The organism is Comamonas sp. A7-5 (genome assembly GCF_039581385.1).
GTDB lineage: Bacteria > Pseudomonadota > Gammaproteobacteria > Burkholderiales > Burkholderiaceae_C > Comamonas > Comamonas thiooxydans.
This window is the reverse complement of sequence record NZ_JBCPWO010000002.1, coordinates 136,275-153,508: the sequence shown is the minus strand read 5'-3', so window position 1 is coordinate 153,508 and position 17,234 is coordinate 136,275. Positions and strand designations below refer to the sequence as shown.

Below are 17,234 nucleotides of genomic sequence, written 5' to 3'. Positions count from 1 at the left end.
TCATATGCATTGCCGGACATCAAAATCTAGGAGGCAACCGGCAGGGCTGCCGACTGCGGTGCAGACGTCGCATGTACCAGTTGTTTGATTTTGGGAATACAGGAGCCGCAGCGCGTGCCGCAACCCAGAGAAGACTTGAGCTGCGCGAGCCGCTCGTCGGCGGAGCCCTCGCAGATGGCCAGCGCCGAGCTGATGCTGGCCTCATCCACATTCATGCAGGCACAGATCTGCGGCGACCGGGCCGGCATGGCGGCTGGTGGCCTGGCACCCGAGGACAGCAGCAGGCGCCCATAGCTTTGCACCGATTGTTCGTCGCGCAGTACCGGCCCCAGCCAGCGGCCAGCGCTGGCGTCACCACAAAGCAAAAAGGCATCGAGCCTGGGCTCCTCGGTCTGCCGGCCTATCGCCATGGCCCGGCTGCATTGGCGACGCGCGTCGGCATAGCGCATGGCCTGCGGGCCATCGAGCTGCAGCAGACCATGCAGCCGCGCCAGCACCTCGGCGCTGGGCTGCGCATAGGCCGCCGCGCGGAACTGCACGCCGGTGCGGCCCTGATCCGCTTGCTCCAGCGGCACGGCGCGCCCGAACAGCACGCAGCTGGCGAAGTCGAACTCGGCCATCAATTCGGTCAAAGCCTGGCGAACCGACTGCACCTGCCGTTCATCCAGCCATGCCATGCCCAGACAAGTCCAGGGCAGCTCGGCCTTGAGCAGCTTGACGGCCACATGCTTGAGCTCAGGCTGCTTGGAGCGCGGGCAGCGCTCGGGCGTGGTCAGGGCGTTGACGCCCGCAAGCCGCTGCCCCTTGGAGCCCATGCCGCTCAGGTACATGCTGCCCCAGTGCATGGGCAGATAGAGCTGTGCGGGCTGCAAGCCCGGGTCCGCCTGCACGGGCAGCACGATGGCGCCATAGCGGTTGGAGACATGGACCAGATCGCCATCCTGCAGCTGCAGGCGCTGCATGTCCTGAGGGCCGACCTGCAGCTGCGGTTCGCTGACATGGGCAAACAGGCGCCCCAGCTGGCCGGTGCGCGTCATGCCATGCCATTGATCGCGCAGGCGACCGGTGTTGAGACTGAACGGATGTCGCGCATCGCGCGGCACGGCCGGCGCCTGCCAGGGCTGGGCATCAAAACGTGCGCGCCCGTCATCGGTTGCAAAGACTGCGTCGCCATACAGACGCTGACGGCCCTGGCTGGCGCCTTGGGGCATGGGCCATTGCTGGGGTCCCTTGACCTCCAGCAACGGCCAGCTCAGACCCGTGATATCCAGATCGCGCCCGCGTGTGGACTCGCGATGCTCGTTCCAGATGGCTTCGGCACCCGCGTCGGCATTCGCAGTGTCATAGGGAAACAGGGTTGGCAGCGAGGGCCGCAGATGCTGCTCCAGGCGCCGCGCCAGCTCCACGCCTATCTGCCAGTCATGGCGTGCCGCCCCCGGCGCGACCACGGCAGCCCGCACCCGCGAGATGCGCCGCTCGCTGTTCGTGACCGTGCCCAGCTTCTCGCCCCAGGTGGAGGCAGGCAGCAGCCAGTCGGCATAGGCCGTGGTCTCGGTCGCTGCAAAAGCCTCCTGCACCACCACCAGCTCGGCGCGCTCCAGCGCCCTGCGCACCATGGCCTGTTCGGGCATGCTCTGCGCGGGATTGGTGCAGGCAATCCACAAGGCCTTGATCTGCCCGTCGGCGGCAGCCTCGAACATCTCCAGCGCGGACTTGCCGGGCTGCGCGGGAATCGACTCCACACCCCATAGCTGCGCCACTTCGGCCCTGTGCCCTGCGTTGGAAAGATCGCGATGCGCGCTCAGCAGATTGGACAGTCCGCCCACCTCGCGCCCGCCCATGGCATTGGGCTGGCCCGTCAACGACAGAGGCCCGGCGCCAGGCCTGCCGATCTGGCCTGTCGCCAGATGCAGATTGATCAGCGCAGCATTATTGGCCGTGCCGCTGCGGCTTTGGTTCAGGCCCTGGCAGTACAGGCTGAGCGATGGACGACGCGCGTCCGTCGGCTCCTCGGCACCACCCAGTGCCATCCAGCGCGCCGCCCGGTACAGGTCCGCCACGGGCAGGCCGCAGACGGCGGCGACCTTCTCTGGCGTGGCTTCGCGCACCAGCTCCTTGAGCTGTGCAAAGCCGCTGGTGTGCTGCGCGATGAAGGCGCTGTCCGTCCAGCCCTCCCACAGCATGATGTGCAGCAGGCCATGAAACAGCATCACATCGCTGCCCGGCTGCAGCGGCAGATAAAGATCGGCCAGCTCGGCGGTCTCGGTGCGGCGCGGATCGGCCACGATGATCCTGAGCTGCGGATTGCGGGCCCTGGCCTCCTCCACACGCCGGAACAGGATGGGATGCGCCCAGGCCATATTGCTGCCCGTGATGAACAGGCAGCCGGCCAGATCTATGTCCTCATAGCAGGCCGGTGGTGCATCGGCGCCCAGCGTGGCCTTGTAGCCGGCCACGGCGCTGCTCATGCACAGGCGCGAATTGGTGTCGAGATTGTTGGTGCCCAACAAGCCTTTGACCAGCTTGTTGAAGACGTAGTAGTCCTCGGTCAGCAACTGGCCACTGAGATAGAAGCCCAGTGCATCGGGCCCATGGGCGGCGCGAATGCCGGCAATGCGCGCCGCCAGCTCGTCCAGGGCCTGATCCCAGCTCGCGACCTGCGGCGCGGATGTCCGCTGCAGCCTGCGCATGGGCTGCAGCAGACGGGCCTGCTGGGCATAGGCGGGCGCGGCCGTCAGATGCAGGGTGCTGCCCTTGGTGCACAGACGGCCGAAGTTGGCAGGATGCTCGGGATCGCCGCGCACGCCGGTAATCTGCAGGCCATCGGACTCGATGACCACGCCGCAGCCGACACCGCAATAGGGACATGTGGACTTGGTTTCTTTCATGGCGTCACCAGAGAGAGGCGGCGGCGTTCAGATTCACTCCTACGCGGGCCGCCGCAACGCGGACCGCCGAAGGCGAGTCCGCAGCCGACGCCGCAATAGGGACAGGTGGATCGGGTCTCATGCATGGCAGACTTTCAGTGAAATTGCGCCGCAGCGCCCGGCTATCAAGCGCATGCTGCTACTCGATTCATAACTATCAGACGCTAGGCCGCAGCACAGCCGGACCTGGCTGCGCAATGCGCAGGACCGGCATGCGGGCGGGTCTGCTCCAGGGCACGGCTGGCCAGTTCGTCGGCGCGCAGCTGCACCTCGCCGTCCTGCACACGCACGCTGAAATAAGGCGTGCAGCCCTCATCTGGCGCCGCTGCCTCGCCGGTGCTGAGCGCAATCGTCCAGTTGTGCAGCGGGCAGGCCACGCTGCGCCCGAACACAATGCCTTGCGACAGCGGTCCGCCCTTGTGCGGGCAGCGGTCCAGCAGCGCGAACACCTCGTCGTCGGCATTGCGGAACACGGCCACATCCAGACCTTTGGCCCGCGCCACGCGGCGGGCCCCCAGCACGGGGATGTCGTCCATCGTGCAGATAGAAATCCATTCGCTCATTTACATCTCCTAAGCTCCCCCTGAGCCGCTTTGCGGCTTCCCCCTCTCTCGCTTCGCGGGAGGGGGACGACGGCCTCACTGCGGGGCGGCGGGGCCGCCCAGGCCCTTGCTCGCCGTCCCTTGGCTATGCCGCGCCAGGTTCGTAAATTGCTGAAAAATTGAAAGAGGTTCTCGGTTTCAAGCAATAGCTGACACATCAGCAGGAAGAGCCTGAAACTGGCGCGTATCCACGGATGCCTTGTCGGTTTCGAACCAGGGATCGGGCTCGCCATCCAGTGCAAACTGCAGCTGCTCCCACAGCGCCCTGCGGCCCTCGGCATCGTCGAGAATGCGGCGCTTGACATAGTCCAGACCCACGCGATTGATGTAGTGCACCGTGCGCTCCAGATACCAGCCTTCCAGCCGGTACAGCTGCATGAAGGCGCCCGTGTACTCCATCACCTCTTCGGCGGTCTTGAGCTTGGTGAAGAAATGCGCCACCTCGGTCTTGATGCCGCCGTTGCCGCCCACATACATCTCCCAGCCCGAGTCCACACCGATGATTCCCACATCCTTGATGCCGGACTCCGCGCAGTTGCGCGGGCAGCCGCTGACGGCGAACTTCACCTTGTGCGGGGCGTACATGCGCCACATGGCGCGCTCCAGGTCCTTACCCATCTGGGTGCTGTCCTGCGTGCCCATGCGGCACCATTCGCTGCCCACACAGGTCTTGACCGTGCGCAGCGCCTTGGCATAGGCATGGCCGCAGGGCATGCCTATATCGTTCCAGACGGCCTGCAGATCCTCCTTCTTCACGCCCAGCAGATCGATGCGCTGGCCGCCCGTGACCTTCACGGTGGGGATCTGGTATTTGTCCACCACATCGGCAATGCGGCGCAGCTCGGAGGCCGTGGTCTCGCCGCCCCACATGCGCGGAATCACGCTGTAGCTGCCGTCCTTCTGGATATTGGCGTGGCTGCGTTCGTTGATGAAGCGGCTTTGCGGGTCGTCCCTGGCCTCCTTGGGCCAGGTGCTTACAAGATAGTAGTTGACGGCCGGGCGGCAGGAGGCACAGCCATTGGGCGTGCGCCACTCCATGAAGCGGAACACCGCATCGGTGCTCAGCAGCCTGTGTTCGCGAATGGCGTCGCGCACGGCCTGGTGCCCGTGGTCGGTGCAGCCGCACATGGCCTTGGTCTTGGGGGCCGCCGAGTAGTCACCGCCGGCCGTGAACATGATGATTTGCTCCACCAGTCCCGTGCAGGAGCCGCAGCTGGCACTGGCCTTGGTGTGCTTGCGCACATCGTCGAGCGTGAACAGGCCCTTGTCCTTGATGGCCTTGCAGATCGCGCCCTTGGTCACGCCGTTGCAGCCGCAGACCTCGTCGCCGTCGGCCATGGCCGCAGCTTTGCTCTGCCCCTGGTGGCCGGTGTCGCCGAGATTGGATTCGCCAAACATCAGCTTGTCGCGGATATCGGCCACGCTGCGGCCCTCGCGCAGCAGCTTGAAGTACCAGCTGCCGTCCACCGTGTCGCCGTACAGGCAGGCACCAATCAGTTTGTCGTCCTTGATGACCAGCTTCTTGTAGACCCCCGCATAGGGGTCGCTCATGAGAATTTCCTCGGTATCGCCGCCGCCCTGGAAATCGCCTGCAGAGAACAGATCGATGCCCGTGACCTTGAGCTTGGTCGAGGTCAGCGAACCCAGGTAGCGACCGATGCCGAACTCCGCCAGATGGTTGGCCAGCACCTTGCCCTGCTCGAACAGGGGCGCTACCAGTCCGTAGGCAATGCCTCGGTGTGCCGCGCATTCGCCCACGGCATAGATGCGCGGATCGGTCACGGTCTGCAGCGTATCGCTGACCACGATGCCGCGGTTCACATGCAGATGCATGGACTCGGCCAGTTCGGTGCTGGGACGAATGCCCACGGCCATCACCACCAGTTCGGCCGGGATCTCGCTGCCATCCTTGAAACGCACGGCGCGCACGCGGCCGCCGGCGTCGCCCAGCAGCTCCTGCGTCTGCGCCTGCATGCAGAACTGCATGCCGCGCTCGGCCAGCGATTTCTGCAGCATGCGGCCCGCCTGATCGTCGAGCTGGCGCTCCATCAGCCAGTCGCCGACATGCACCACGGTGACCTGCATGCCGCGCTTCATGAGGCCGTTGGCCGCTTCCAGTCCTAGCAGGCCACCGCCGATCACCACTGCATGCCTGAGTGTCTTGGCCGCCTCGATCATGGCCTCGGTGTCGGCGATGTCGCGGTAGGCCAGCACGCCCTCCAGGTCCTTGCCGGGAATGGGCAGGATGAAGGGCTTGGAGCCTGTCGCCATGATCAGGCGGTCGTACTCGGCGCTGGCGGTCTCACCCAGGGCATTGACCGCATGTACCATGCGCCGGGCTCGGTCCACGGCCGTCACGGTATAGCCGGCGTGCAGCAGGATATGGTGGTCCTGGTACCAGGACCAGTCGTTGAGCACGATATCGCCGAGCGTCTGCTCGCCGGCGAGCACGGGCGACAGCAGAATGCGGTTGTAGTTGGGATGCGGCTCGGCGCCGAAGACCGTGATGTCGTACAGATCGGGGGCAATGGCCAGCAGCTCTTCCAGCGCGCGCACGCCCGCCATTCCGTTACCAATCATGACCAGTTTGGATTTTTTCATCTGAGTCCCCGTGGGCTTGCGAAAAAGGCCTTCCGCGCAGAACCGCTGCATTTGGCAGCAGCACCTCCAAAAAGGCGCTTGTGTCCTGAAACGGCCCGGCAACAAAAAAGACGTCTGCATGCTTCATGACTTGCATGAGCATGTAGACGTCTTTGTCTTTTGGGTTCTGGTCCAGCCTTGCACCATCACCCTGTGGCCGACCTTGGCCACGATTGAGGACATGCAATTGCCGTGCCAGCTCTGTCGTCTCGCGGAATGCGGCAGGCAGGAAAGAGATGCACCATCTTTGTGCCTGTTTGCCGCTTTGCTGTGCACCAAACAAACATGGCGCCCCAAGGCGCCATGCAGCAGACATCGAGGCCAGGACTCAGGCCGCCTTCTCCACGTGGCCCTGACGCGTGTAGAGGAAGTCGATCACCGCCTTGCGGTAGCTTTGATACTGGGCATCCTCGGCCAGCTCCACCCGGCTGCGCGGGCGTGGCAGTGCCACATGCAGCACCTCGCCAATCGTGGCAGCGGGACCGTTGGTCATCATCACGATCTTGTCGGACAGCAGTACGGCCTCATCCACATCGTGCGTGACCATCACCACCGTGCTCTGGGTCCGAGCCACGATCTCCAGCAACTCGTCCTGCAGCTTGGCACGCGTCAGGGCATCGAGGGCACCGAAGGGCTCGTCCATGAGCAGCACCTGGGGCTCCATGGACAGGGCACGCGCAATGCCCACGCGCTGCTTCATGCCGCCCGAGATTTCGCCGGGGCGCTTTTGCGCCGCATGGCTGAGGCCCACCATGGCCAGCGCCGCATCGGTGCGCTGCGCCAGCTGTGCCTTGCTTTCGCGCTTGCCGAAGACACGCTCCACGGCCAGGTGCACATTGCCCCAGCAGCTCAGCCAGGGCAGCAGCGAATGGTTCTGAAAGACCACCGCACGCTCGGGGCCAGGGCCCTTGATTTCCTTGTTGGCGCACAGCAATGCACCGCCCGTGGGAATGGTCAGGCCGGCAATCAGATTGAGCAGCGTCGACTTGCCGCAGCCCGAATGCCCGATGAGGCTGACGAACTCGCCCTTGGCAATGTTCAGATTGATGTCACGCAGCGCGGGAAACAGGCCCTTGGCGGTCTTGAAGGTCTGCTCCACCCCGTGGATCTCGATGTACTTGGTGCTGAGAGATGTATGCATGAGGTACTCCTTGCTTTTTTCCGAGGCCACCGTGGCGCCGGCTTTGCCGGGCCACCGGTGGTGCCCCCCTTGAGGGGGTGACGCGCCCGAAGGCGCGGCTCAGGGGTGGGTTAAGTCTTGACCTCTTCGAACGTAAAGGCCGAAGCCAGCTTGACCAGGGCCCACTCCAGCACCAGGCCCACGATGCCGATCACGAAGATGGCGATGATGATGTTCTTGACGTTGAGGTTGTTCCACTCGTCCCAGACCCAGAAACCTATGCCTACTCCGCCCGTCAGCATCTCGGCGGCCACGATCACCAGCCAGGCCGTGCCCACGGCCAGGCGCACGCCCGTCAACATATAGGGCAGCACGGCAGGAAACAGAATGGTGGTGGCGATCTTCCACTCCGACAGATTGAGCACGCGCGCCACATTCATATAGTCCTGGGGCACACGCTGCACGCCTACGGCGGTGTTGATGACCATGGGCCAGATCGAGCAGATGAAGATGGTCCAGATGGCCGCCGGATTGGCGCCCTTGAACACCAGCAGGCCGATCGGCAGCCATGCCAGCGGCGAGACCGGGCGCAGCAGGCTGATCAAGGGATTGAACATGCGCGACAGAAAGCTGAAGCGCCCGATCACGAAGCCCAAAGGGATGCCGACCAGTGCCGCCAGACCGAAACCCAGAGCCACGCGCTGCAGCGAGGACAGCACATTCCAGCCCACGCCCTGGTCATTGGGTCCGTTGCGGTAGAAGGGATCGCTGAACACCTGCAAGGCCTGTTCCCAGGTCTCGGCCGGGGTAGGAATGCTCTTGCCGGTGCTGCTCGATACCAGCGACCACAGCCCGACCAGCAGCGCCAGCCCCAGAAGCGGCGGCAGGGCCTGAGCAAATAGCTGTTCAGCCCATTGGCGCAAGCGACTGGGTGCCACCGCAACCGGAGCCGTGACCATCGCTTTGGGTTTGATATCTTTTTGCACTTCAGCCTTTACAAGTTCTGCGCCAGCAGCTATCTCTTTTGAGGTTTCGAGCAGCGCATCATTGGCCGCCTGGGCTGCCAGTTGCGGATCGTGCGGGGGATCGAGTTCGAGCGGCGCGTGAAGTACGGCACTGACCATGATGTCTCTCCTGTCGGATGGCGGCCTCAGGCCTTGATCTTGAAGCTGTCGGCATACTGGGCAGGGTTCTTGCCGTCCCAGACCACGCCGTCGATCAGCTTGCTGGTGCGTAGCACATCCTTGGGCACGCTGACCTTGAGCTGGCTTGCCGCCTGCTGGTAGAGGTCGATGCGGTTGATCTGCTTGGCCACGGCCAGATAGTCGGGATGGGCCTTGAGCAGACCCCAGCGCTTGTGCTGGGTGAGAAACCACATGCCGTCCGACAGATAGGGGAAGTTCACGGCCCCGTCATTGAAGAACTTCATGTGGTTGGGGTCGTCCCAGGTCTTGCCCAGGCCGTTCTGGTAGCGGCCCAGAATGCGCTGGTTGATGGCGTCCACACTGGTGTTGATGTACGACTTCTGGGCCACGGTCTCGGCCATCTTCGTCTTGTTCTGCAGGCTGGCGTCAATCCAGCGGCCGGCCTCAAGAATCGCCATCATCACGGCGCGGCAGGTGTTGGGATTCTTCTGCGCGAACTCGCCCGTGGTGCCCAGCACCTTCTCGGGGTGATCCTTCCAGATGTCCTGCGTGGTGTTGGCCGTAATACCGATGCCGTCCATGATGGCGCGATGGTTCCAGGGTTCCCCCACGCAGAAGCCATCCATATTGCCCACGCGCATATTGGCCACCATCTGGGGCGGCGGCACGGTGATCAGCTTGGCCTCGGATAACGGATTGATGCCCGCAGCCGCCAGCCAGTAATGCATCCACATGGCGTGGGTACCGGTGGGGAAGGTACCGGCAAACGTGTATTCGCGCTTTTCCCTGGCCATGACCTTGGCCAGGCTGGCTCCGTCCACTGCGCCCTTGTCGGCAAGGGCCTTGGACAGCGTGATCGCCTGGCCGTTGTTGTTCAGGCTCATGAGCACGGCCATGTCCTTCTTTGGCCCCCCCACACCCAGATGCAGGCCATAGACCAGGCCGTAGAGCACATGGGCGAAGTCCAGCTCGCCGTTGACCAGCTTGTCGCGCACGCCGGCCCAGCTCGCCTCCTTGCTGGGGACAATCTTCACGCCGTATTTCTGATCGAAGCCCAGCACCGAGGCCATGACCACGCTGGCGCAATCGGTCAGCGGGATGAAGCCTATCTTGACTTCTTTCTTCTCCGGCGCATCGGAGCCTGCGGCCCAGGCGCCATGGTGACCCAGCGAGCCATAGAGGGCGGCGGCGCCAGCCACGCGCAGAAACTCACGCCGGCCACCGGCAGATACGGGCTCCGGCGTGGGAGCAGTAGACGAAGGGAGGCACTGGCTCATGAGAAAACTCCATCAAGAATCGTGGTGAAGGCGATCCGGAAAACAAAAAGGCGCCCTTCCCTCCTCGGGTGTGAGGAGAAAAGGACGCCGTTGTCCCAGGTCACTCGTAATAACGCTTTAAGCGCGACCGCCTTTGGTCTGCTTGACATCAACAGTCATGCACAAACCATGCCAGACCTTGATCAGAGACGGAGCAGGCTTTGCGCCTCCGGTTTTGGCCCATATTTGGTGCAGCGCAACAAACACCGCGCGGCCAAGGCTATGAATTGGTGCTACCCGGCAGCAAGTCCACCGTGGCCAGAATGGCCTCGGCCACATCCAGCATGCGCCGGTTCTGGTTCATAGCCGTCTGGCGGATCAGCTTGTAGGCATCGCCCTCACTGAGCTGGCGGTAGTTCATGAGCACGCCCTTGGCCCGCTCTATAGTCTTGCGCTCCTTGAGCGTGGCGCGCGCCTTGTCGATCTCGGTCTGCATGTCCTGCAAGCGCATGGACTGCTCCTGCACCAGCAAGACAATGCTTTTCTCGAGCTGCAACCCGTACGCACCCTCCGCAGGCAAGGAGGCGGCTGACTGCGTGGCCCCCAGAAAGGCCGCAGCCGCTTCGGCACGAGTCCCAGGCTGCGGCTGCATCTCCAGCAGCGCCAGTTGCTGACAGAGCGCTGTACGGGCCTGCTCAAGCTTGCACAGGCATTGCTCCTGCAGCTCATGGACCAGAAATGCCTCAATCTGGTGCATGGCATCGAGCCGGCTGGAACAGGCCTCGAACCACGGTGAGCTCAGGCTACGGTCCAGCAGCACGCCGTCCCCCGCCGTGCAGCCCATTCGACGCAGCCTCTCGATCACCGTCATATCGGGGCAGGCCCCGCATTGCTGCTGCCAGCGATCCATCCCCGAGGGGCTCGCGAAATCCGCAAACACCTGAAAGCAGCGCTCCTGCGACTCGATCAGATGCAGCCAATGGCGCTGACGCTCCGTCCTGCCGACCCCTGCGGTAAACGCCGCAACCCCCGTGGCGCGCTCCTGGCCCGCCAGCTCCTTGCCCTGCATGAAATGAAACAGCGCCACCAGCAGTTTCGCGATATCGGGATCGCAAGCGCTGTCCGCTGCCTCGAACACCACGGTCAGGCAGGCCGCAATCATGCGGATCAACGCCTGTGTGCAATCCTCGGCACTGAGCTGCAGCGCATCGCGCCGGTGGCGCAGCAGCGGCAGGGCTTCAAAGCCTTGCAGCGCGTTGGCGATCGCATTGAACAAGCGAGCGCCATGCGCGCCCGGTGCCCGCGCGCCCAGCTCTTCAAGCGCCAGGCAGACTCGCTCCATGACCCGGTCCACATGCCGGCCATGATCGGACAGGCTCTGCTGCGCCTGTGCTCCGCTGCTGACCAGAAAGATATTCGAGAGCCCGCGCTCTTTTTGCAGCGCATGGACGAGCTCGGACATGCTCGCCACCAGGCTGCTGGCGCGGCTGATCTGCTCCAGCTCGGCAATCTCGCTTTGCCTTGCAGCCACCAGATAGTGCAGAGGCGTTTTCATGGGGTAGTGCTTGTCGTCATGTTGATGCCATGAATGATCAGCACATTTCATGCCATCTCAGGCAAGGCGACGCTGCCGCCTCTGCCAGAGCCGGTCCACCATGGCGCCCACACCGATTCCCACGACGTAGGCCAGCAGATCCAGGGGGTCGAAGCCATTGCCCAGCACCAGATAGGCCAGCTTGTTGGCACGCAGGGCCTGCATCCAGGGGGCCTGATAGAGCTGCAGGAACTCGATGGCAAAGGCGATGACCAGGGAACAGGCCATGAGCTTGCCGCGCGTGATGGCCGGCCGCAGCCAGGCCACGCACAGCAGCACTACCCAAGCCCAGAGCGCATCGCCCGGATAGTTGCCCAGCACGGCGGGAAAGGGCACATAGCCCCGGCGTGAGGCCAGCCCGATGGCAATGACCGCCGCAATGAGCAGGGTCAAGCCCGCCCGTGAGCGACGAAAGGGCCCGGCAGCGGCCAGACGTATCAACAAGCTGTCGTCCCCTCAGTCGATATGCGCGCCGGAGTCCTTGACCACCTGCTTCCAGTACGCCAGCTCGGCCGGCAGCATGGCCTTGAAGCTTTGCGGCGTGGACTCCACGCGCTCTGCGCCCAGGGTCTTGAGGCGTTCGGCCATCTCGGGCCTGGCGAGCACTGTCTTGACGGCCTTATAAAGCTTGTCCACCACCGGCTGCGGCGTACCGGCCGGTGCAAACAAGCCGTACCAGCTGGTCACGGCCAGGCCCTTGCCCAGCACGGGGATCTCGGGCGCCAGCGAGGTCGGCCTGTCGGACGCCACGCCCAGCACGCGCAGCTTGCCGCTGCTGACAAACGGCATCACGCCGGGAAAGCTGCCAAAGGTCATCGGCAACTGGCCAGCCACCACATCGGTGGCAGCGGCCGAAGCCCCTTTGTAGGGCACATGCAGCAGGCTCACGTTCTTCTGCTTTTTCAGCATCTCGCCCAGCAGATGGTTGAGCGTGCCGTTGCCGGCAGAAGCGTATTCCACCTTGCCCGGATGCGCCTGGGCATAGGCCACCAGTTCGTCCAGATTCCTGGCGGGGAAGTTCGGATTCACCACCAGCAGATAAGGCGCGACGGCCAGCTGCATCACGGGAGTGAAGTCCTTGATGGGATCGAACGGCACCCTGGAATACAGCGCTGGATTGATGGTGTAGGCGCTTTGCGCCGTCACGAGAAAGGTGTAGCCGTCGGCCGCGCTGCGCGCCACCTGCCCGGTGCCCAGATTGCCATTGGCTCCGGCGCGGTTTTCCACGATGACGGGCTGGCCCAGCGAATTCTCCAGCCCCTGCGCCACGGCACGCGCAATCACATCGTTAGCACCGCCCGGTGCCTGGGGCACGACAAAGGTAATCGGCTTGGCAGGCCAGTTGCCGCCCTGCGCCAGTGCTTGCGTCAGAGGAGCCGCCACCATCACGGCAGCCACCGCTGCCAACAGCAGCGAGCGGCGTTGGTTTGCAGAGATAAAAACAGCGTTTCGCGCCATCTCGGTGCGCGCAGCTTCTTCAAACTTCATGGCAATAACTTCCTGTGGTGGTGGACATGGATGCTGCCAGCCCTCCACGCCGGCCTGTCGTCCATGCAACAGACCATTCTTGCATCGCTCGCCGGGCGGCCTGAACAGCACTCACTGTTCGGCCATCGTGTTTGGCAGGGGCTGCCTCCTGCAAATGCAGTGACCCAAAGCCTGGCTGCGGCGGCACGGCCTCTTCAAATCAGCACCAGCCCCGGCGGCAGGCTGTCGCCCAGACTGCGCCTTTGATCCTCGGCTTCCATCTGCACCACCTGCTCGACCATGGTCAGCCAGCGCTCGGGCGCACCGCTGCTGCGCATCTTCTCCAGCACCTGCGCCCTGACGGCATCGGGCAGATCGCGCGCGCGGTCGCCCGTCATGCGGGCCATCTGCACGGCGGCAAACATCGCGGTTTCGTTCTTGCGCCAGTCCTGGGCCAGCGTGGCGTTCAGGAACTCCAGCGCCGCGTCGGGCGGCATCACCAGATGGGCGTTGGCGGCCAGCGACTGGCGTGCCGCCAGGCGGCCTATGGCCCACCAGGTCTGCACGGTTTCATCCTCGCGCCTGAGGCGCTGCAGCATCCACTGCCCCATTTCCTGGCGGTACTGCCAGGGCACGGCCTCCATGGCCGCAAACAGGCGCAGCATGTCGTCGTAGCTGCCATGGCTGGATTTGCCGCGCGTGTTCTGCTGCACGGCCTTGTGCATATGGCCGGCCACGTCTTCAAGCAGCTCCATCTGCCGGGCCTCGTTCAGACCCGCGGCCACGCGACGCCAGAACACCCACCACTCCGTCCAATTGGCGGCCTCTTTGGCATGACCCAGACCCTGGCCATACAAGGCCCAGACCTGGTCTATGCGCCAGCCATCGAGTTTCGCACCCACGCCGGGGCGCAGACACCAGCCTGCGAGATTGAGCCAGACACGCTCATGGTCGGCCGTGCGGCGGCGGCGCCTGGCACGGGCCAGCAGCGCATCGAACAGCGCACGCAGCAGGCCCAGTTCCCAGCCCTCGCGCGGGCCGAGGATTCTTTCGAGCGACTGGCGCAGCTGGCGCACTTCCCGGGCCGTCACTTCCTGCGCCTGCGTGCCGAAGATGCGATCCACCAGCACCACGGCTTCGGGCAGCCTGGCCATCAAAGAATTTGAAAGTTTCCGGCCCTCGGCGCTTTGTGCGTCTACGTTGTCAGCGATGGTTTCAGAAGCTGCAGCACCACGCACGGCAAAGGGCAGCAGCCAGGACCGGCCCGCATCCTGCACGGCCACGCAGCGCACTTCCAGCGTGCCGACCTCGCTCATGCAGACCTGCAACTGCACCTCGACCTGGGCAGCAGCCCGGCCTTCGGGCGCGGGCAGCACCGTGGCCAGGGGCGGCAGCTCCACCCAGCCCTCGCCGATCAAAGGTGCAATCTGGCCGGCCTGAGCTGGCACATGGCTCAGGCTGTTGGCCAATACATTGAAGCGCACGGCCTGGCCCAGCTTGAGCGCAAAGCGCCGGCCAGAGAGCACCATGCGCACGCCCTCCTCCGTGCCACGCGGCAGCAGGCACAGGCCTTGGGGCGCCTCGCCCTTCTTGCCCGGCAGCAGCAGCCAGTAGCTGCGTGCCGAACCGCCACCAATGCGCGGCACCATGGTCTTGATCGCTGCCGACGCCTGCCCGGCCTGTGCTTCGGGCGGGTTGGGCGCAGCAATCTGTGCCACCGCCAGCTCGGCCTGATGGCGTGCCAGCCCGTAGGCTGCCGCACCGCGCGCCACGGCCCAGTCCGGGTGCGGGTTGTGCAACACACGCACCGGGCTGCCGCGCCAGCGGCCAAGCAATTGCGTCAGACGCTGAACCATGGCATGGGCATGGAACACGCCGCCGTTGAGCAGCACGGCATCGGGCAGGCCCCCACTCGCATGCTGGGCGAGAAAATGCGCCAGATGACGACTGATGGCCGCATCGGCCGGATAGGGCAGGCCAAAGCCGCGCAGCGCGCCTTGCCGCCTGGCGGGCATATCGCTGATCTGCGCGACCGGCAAAAAGCCCTCGACCACCGACTGCAGCACCTGCTCACGAGTCAGCGTGACGCTTTGAGTCGCCGCCATCAGCTTGCTGCCGCCCCCGAGCAAGGTGATGCCGATCTGCTCGGGCGCGTTCTGCACCAGCAACTGCTCCTTGGCCATGCGACAGCGCTGCACCAGCTGGGCAAAGCGCTGTGCGGACAGCCTCTGTCCCTGGTCTGGCGCCTTGTGCGCAAAAGCCGGCTCAAGCTGATGGGCCAGCGCCAGGTCCATGTTGTCGCCGCCCAGCATCAGGTGCTCGCCGACGGCCGTGCGCGTCAGCGTGGGCAGGCTGCCATCGGCCGATGCATCCACGCGAATCAGCGTCAGATCGGTAGTCCCTCCGCCCACATCAACCACCAGCACCAGTCGGCTGTCCGCCAGTTGCGCAGCCAGCTCATCGCCCTGCAGCACCAGCCAGTCGTGAAACGCAGCCTTGGGTTCCTCCAGCAGCTGCACGCGCGGCAGACCCGCCATCTGCGCGGCCTCCAGCGTCAGTGCACGTGCACCTTCGTCGAACGAGGCTGGTACCGTCAGCACCACGCTTTGCTGGTGCAGTGGCGCTTCTGGACGGGCCTGGTCCCATGCCGCTTTCACATGGGCCAGATAGGAGCTTGAGGCCGCCAGCGGCGATACCTTGGCCACGTCCTCGCCAGCCCCCCATGGCAGGATGGCGGCTGTGCGATCCACGCCGGTATGCGAGAGCCAGCTTTTGGCACTGGCCACCAGCCGCCCCGGCACGGCAGCGCCCAGATCTCGCGCCCAGCGGCCGATGACGGCAGGCACCGCTTCATCCGCGCCCTGCGGCGGCCAGGGCTGGCGCCAGGCCTCGCCCAGCTCGCCCTGGGCGGCCTGGTAACGCACCGAAGGCAGCAGCGGCTGGGCCACGACCTCGCCTGCCGTGCTGCGCTGGGCAATATCGAGCAGCGCGATATCGCTTGTCGCAGCGTCCAGCGCAACGCTTGCCACGACCGTGTGACTGGTGCCCAGGTCGATGCCGACGGCGTAGGTGGGGCGAGATGAATGCATGGGCTGAGGCGGAAACACGTAAAACTCTGTCGCCGATCGTAACAAGAGCCGGATGCCCGAACCGCCTGCCGGGATGAGCGGCTGCTGCGACGACAACTGTCCAAAGCAGTGCACGGTGGCTGGCACGGGACTTGCCTTGTAACAAGCGCGCAGATTCGCGCAAGTTTCATAGCAAAGATCGAAGGCTAGTCGCTACATGCCAGTCAAAACAACAACTGTGTCTCGTGTCCTCCTCGCCGCTCTGGCCACCGCCGGAGCTTCCGTCGCGCTCGCACAAAGCAGCGTGCAGATCTATGGCCGCCTCAATACCTCGGTCGAGCATCAGAAGGTCGGAGGCAGCAGCCTGACCGGGCTCTTCAACAACAACTCGCGCTTTGGCTTTGTAGGCAGCGAAGACCTGGGCGGCGGCCTCAAGGCCGGCTTCCAGCTCGAATCCGGCTTCGAATCCGATACCGGCGCCGGTACCGGCAGCACCGGCGCCCTGGCCTTTCAGCGCCAGAGCGAAGTCAACCTCTCGGGCAGTCTGGGCAAGCTGCGTCTGGGCCGTTTTGGTGCTGCCACCTATTTCGGCATTGCCGACTATGGTGCACTGGATGAGCCCAACCACGATACCGGCTCCATCGCCGATGCGCTCTACGACTACGTGATGCGCAACACCAACAAGATCGCCTATCGCAGCCCTGTGATGGCCGGGCTGACATTGGAGGCTCAGGCATCGCTACACGAAAAGACGACAGGTGCCGTGCAGAAGAACGGCTACGACCTCTATGCCAACTGGGAACGCGGCCCCTTGGCCCTGGGCGCGGGCTTTACCCAGCTGGGCGACGACAGGCAGTTTGCCCTGCGCGGCCACTACATCTGGAATGCGCTGCAGATCGGTGCCTACTACCAGCGCTCGGACAACGGCTCGGGCTCGCTGTGCAGCAATGGCGGTGCCGGCTGCGGCACGCGTGACGCTGCGCGCGTGACTGCGGCCTACCGGGTTGGCGCTTCGGAGCTTGCCCTGGGCTACGGCTGGGCCAGCCGATGGAGCCATGTGCCCGGCAGCAGTGCGCGCCAGTGGATTCTTGGCTACAACCACCACCTGAGCAAACGCACCAAGCTCTACGCTACCTACACACGCATCGACAACGGATCCGGCGTGGCCTATGGCTACAACTTCAAGGGTGGCGTGGGCTATGGGCAGGATGCCAGCAGCCTGAACGTGGGTCTGCGCCACGCGTTCTAGACCTCTGCTTGAGTGGGGCGCGTGCCATGTTGCTGGTGGGCATGGTGCGCGCCCTGCTTCTCAAAAGAAGAGCTTCATGATCTTGCGCCTGGCGTGATTGGGGCTGAGCCTTTTTGTGACATGCCTTTGTCACGGACAGAGGGCGGGTCTCGGCCAGAAGTGCAGC

Annotated in this window: 12 protein-coding genes; 1 reads left to right on the top strand and 11 read right to left on the bottom strand. The window is 64.5% G+C overall.

Going from position 1 to position 17,234, the window contains the following annotated elements; genetic code table 11:
• Positions 1-26: 26 nt before the first annotated feature.
• From AAIL67_RS03635 to AAIL67_RS03585, 11 genes are all read right to left on the bottom strand, one after another.
• The gene (locus AAIL67_RS03635) at positions 27-2,888 is read right to left on the bottom strand and encodes a molybdopterin-dependent oxidoreductase (RefSeq protein ID WP_343483423.1); all 2,862 of its coding nucleotides are present in this window, start codon (positions 2,886-2,888) and stop codon (positions 27-29) included.
• A gap of 203 nt (positions 2,889-3,091) precedes the next feature.
• On the bottom strand, positions 3,092-3,490 hold the full coding sequence (nirD, locus tag AAIL67_RS03630; protein WP_034381424.1) for a nitrite reductase small subunit NirD: 399 nt from the start codon (positions 3,488-3,490) through the stop codon (positions 3,092-3,094).
• Positions 3,491-3,667: 177 nt separating this feature from the next.
• Positions 3,668-6,130: a nitrite reductase large subunit NirB gene (nirB, locus tag AAIL67_RS03625; RefSeq protein ID WP_343483422.1), complete on the bottom strand. Its 2,463-nt coding sequence runs from the start codon at positions 6,128-6,130 to the stop codon at positions 3,668-3,670.
• A complete protein-coding gene (locus AAIL67_RS03620; protein WP_139032043.1) occupies positions 6,099-6,485 on the bottom strand; it encodes a hypothetical protein in 387 nt (128 codons plus the stop codon). The genes nirB and AAIL67_RS03620 overlap by 32 nt, the downstream gene beginning before the upstream one ends.
• A gap of 12 nt (positions 6,486-6,497) precedes the next feature.
• A complete protein-coding gene (locus tag AAIL67_RS03615) occupies positions 6,498-7,310 on the bottom strand; it encodes an ABC transporter ATP-binding protein (RefSeq protein ID WP_012836969.1) in 813 nt (270 codons plus the stop codon).
• A gap of 110 nt (positions 7,311-7,420) precedes the next feature.
• A complete protein-coding gene (gene ntrB / locus AAIL67_RS03610; RefSeq protein WP_063661930.1) occupies positions 7,421-8,413 on the bottom strand; it encodes a nitrate ABC transporter permease in 993 nt (330 codons plus the stop codon).
• A gap of 26 nt (positions 8,414-8,439) precedes the next feature.
• Positions 8,440-9,711 carry a CmpA/NrtA family ABC transporter substrate-binding protein gene (locus tag AAIL67_RS03605; RefSeq protein WP_034381418.1) on the bottom strand — a complete coding sequence of 424 codons (1,272 nt, stop codon included), beginning with the start codon at positions 9,709-9,711 and terminating at the stop codon, positions 8,440-8,442.
• Positions 9,712-9,970: 259 nt separating this feature from the next.
• The gene (locus AAIL67_RS03600) at positions 9,971-11,245 is read right to left on the bottom strand and encodes a nitrate regulatory protein (protein ID WP_063662111.1); all 1,275 of its coding nucleotides are present in this window, start codon (positions 11,243-11,245) and stop codon (positions 9,971-9,973) included.
• A 57-nt stretch (positions 11,246-11,302) separates the two neighbouring features.
• Positions 11,303-11,677, bottom strand: a complete 375-nt coding sequence (locus AAIL67_RS03595; RefSeq protein WP_343483421.1) for a DUF2809 domain-containing protein — start codon at positions 11,675-11,677, stop codon at positions 11,303-11,305.
• A gap of 63 nt (positions 11,678-11,740) precedes the next feature.
• Positions 11,741-12,772: a tripartite tricarboxylate transporter substrate binding protein gene (locus tag AAIL67_RS03590; protein ID WP_343483420.1), complete on the bottom strand. Its 1,032-nt coding sequence runs from the start codon at positions 12,770-12,772 to the stop codon at positions 11,741-11,743.
• Between the two features lie 194 nt (positions 12,773-12,966).
• Positions 12,967-15,840, bottom strand: coding sequence for an Hsp70 family protein (locus AAIL67_RS03585; RefSeq protein ID WP_343483419.1), 2,874 nt, complete (start codon positions 15,838-15,840; stop codon positions 12,967-12,969).
• A gap of 217 nt (positions 15,841-16,057) precedes the next feature.
• Here AAIL67_RS03585 and AAIL67_RS03580 point away from each other — a divergent pair, with 217 nt between their 5' ends.
• Positions 16,058-17,068 (top strand): porin, encoded by a 1,011-nt coding sequence (locus tag AAIL67_RS03580; protein WP_343483418.1) that lies wholly within the window; start codon positions 16,058-16,060, stop codon positions 17,066-17,068.
• The last annotated feature ends 166 nt before the right edge of the window (positions 17,069-17,234 follow it).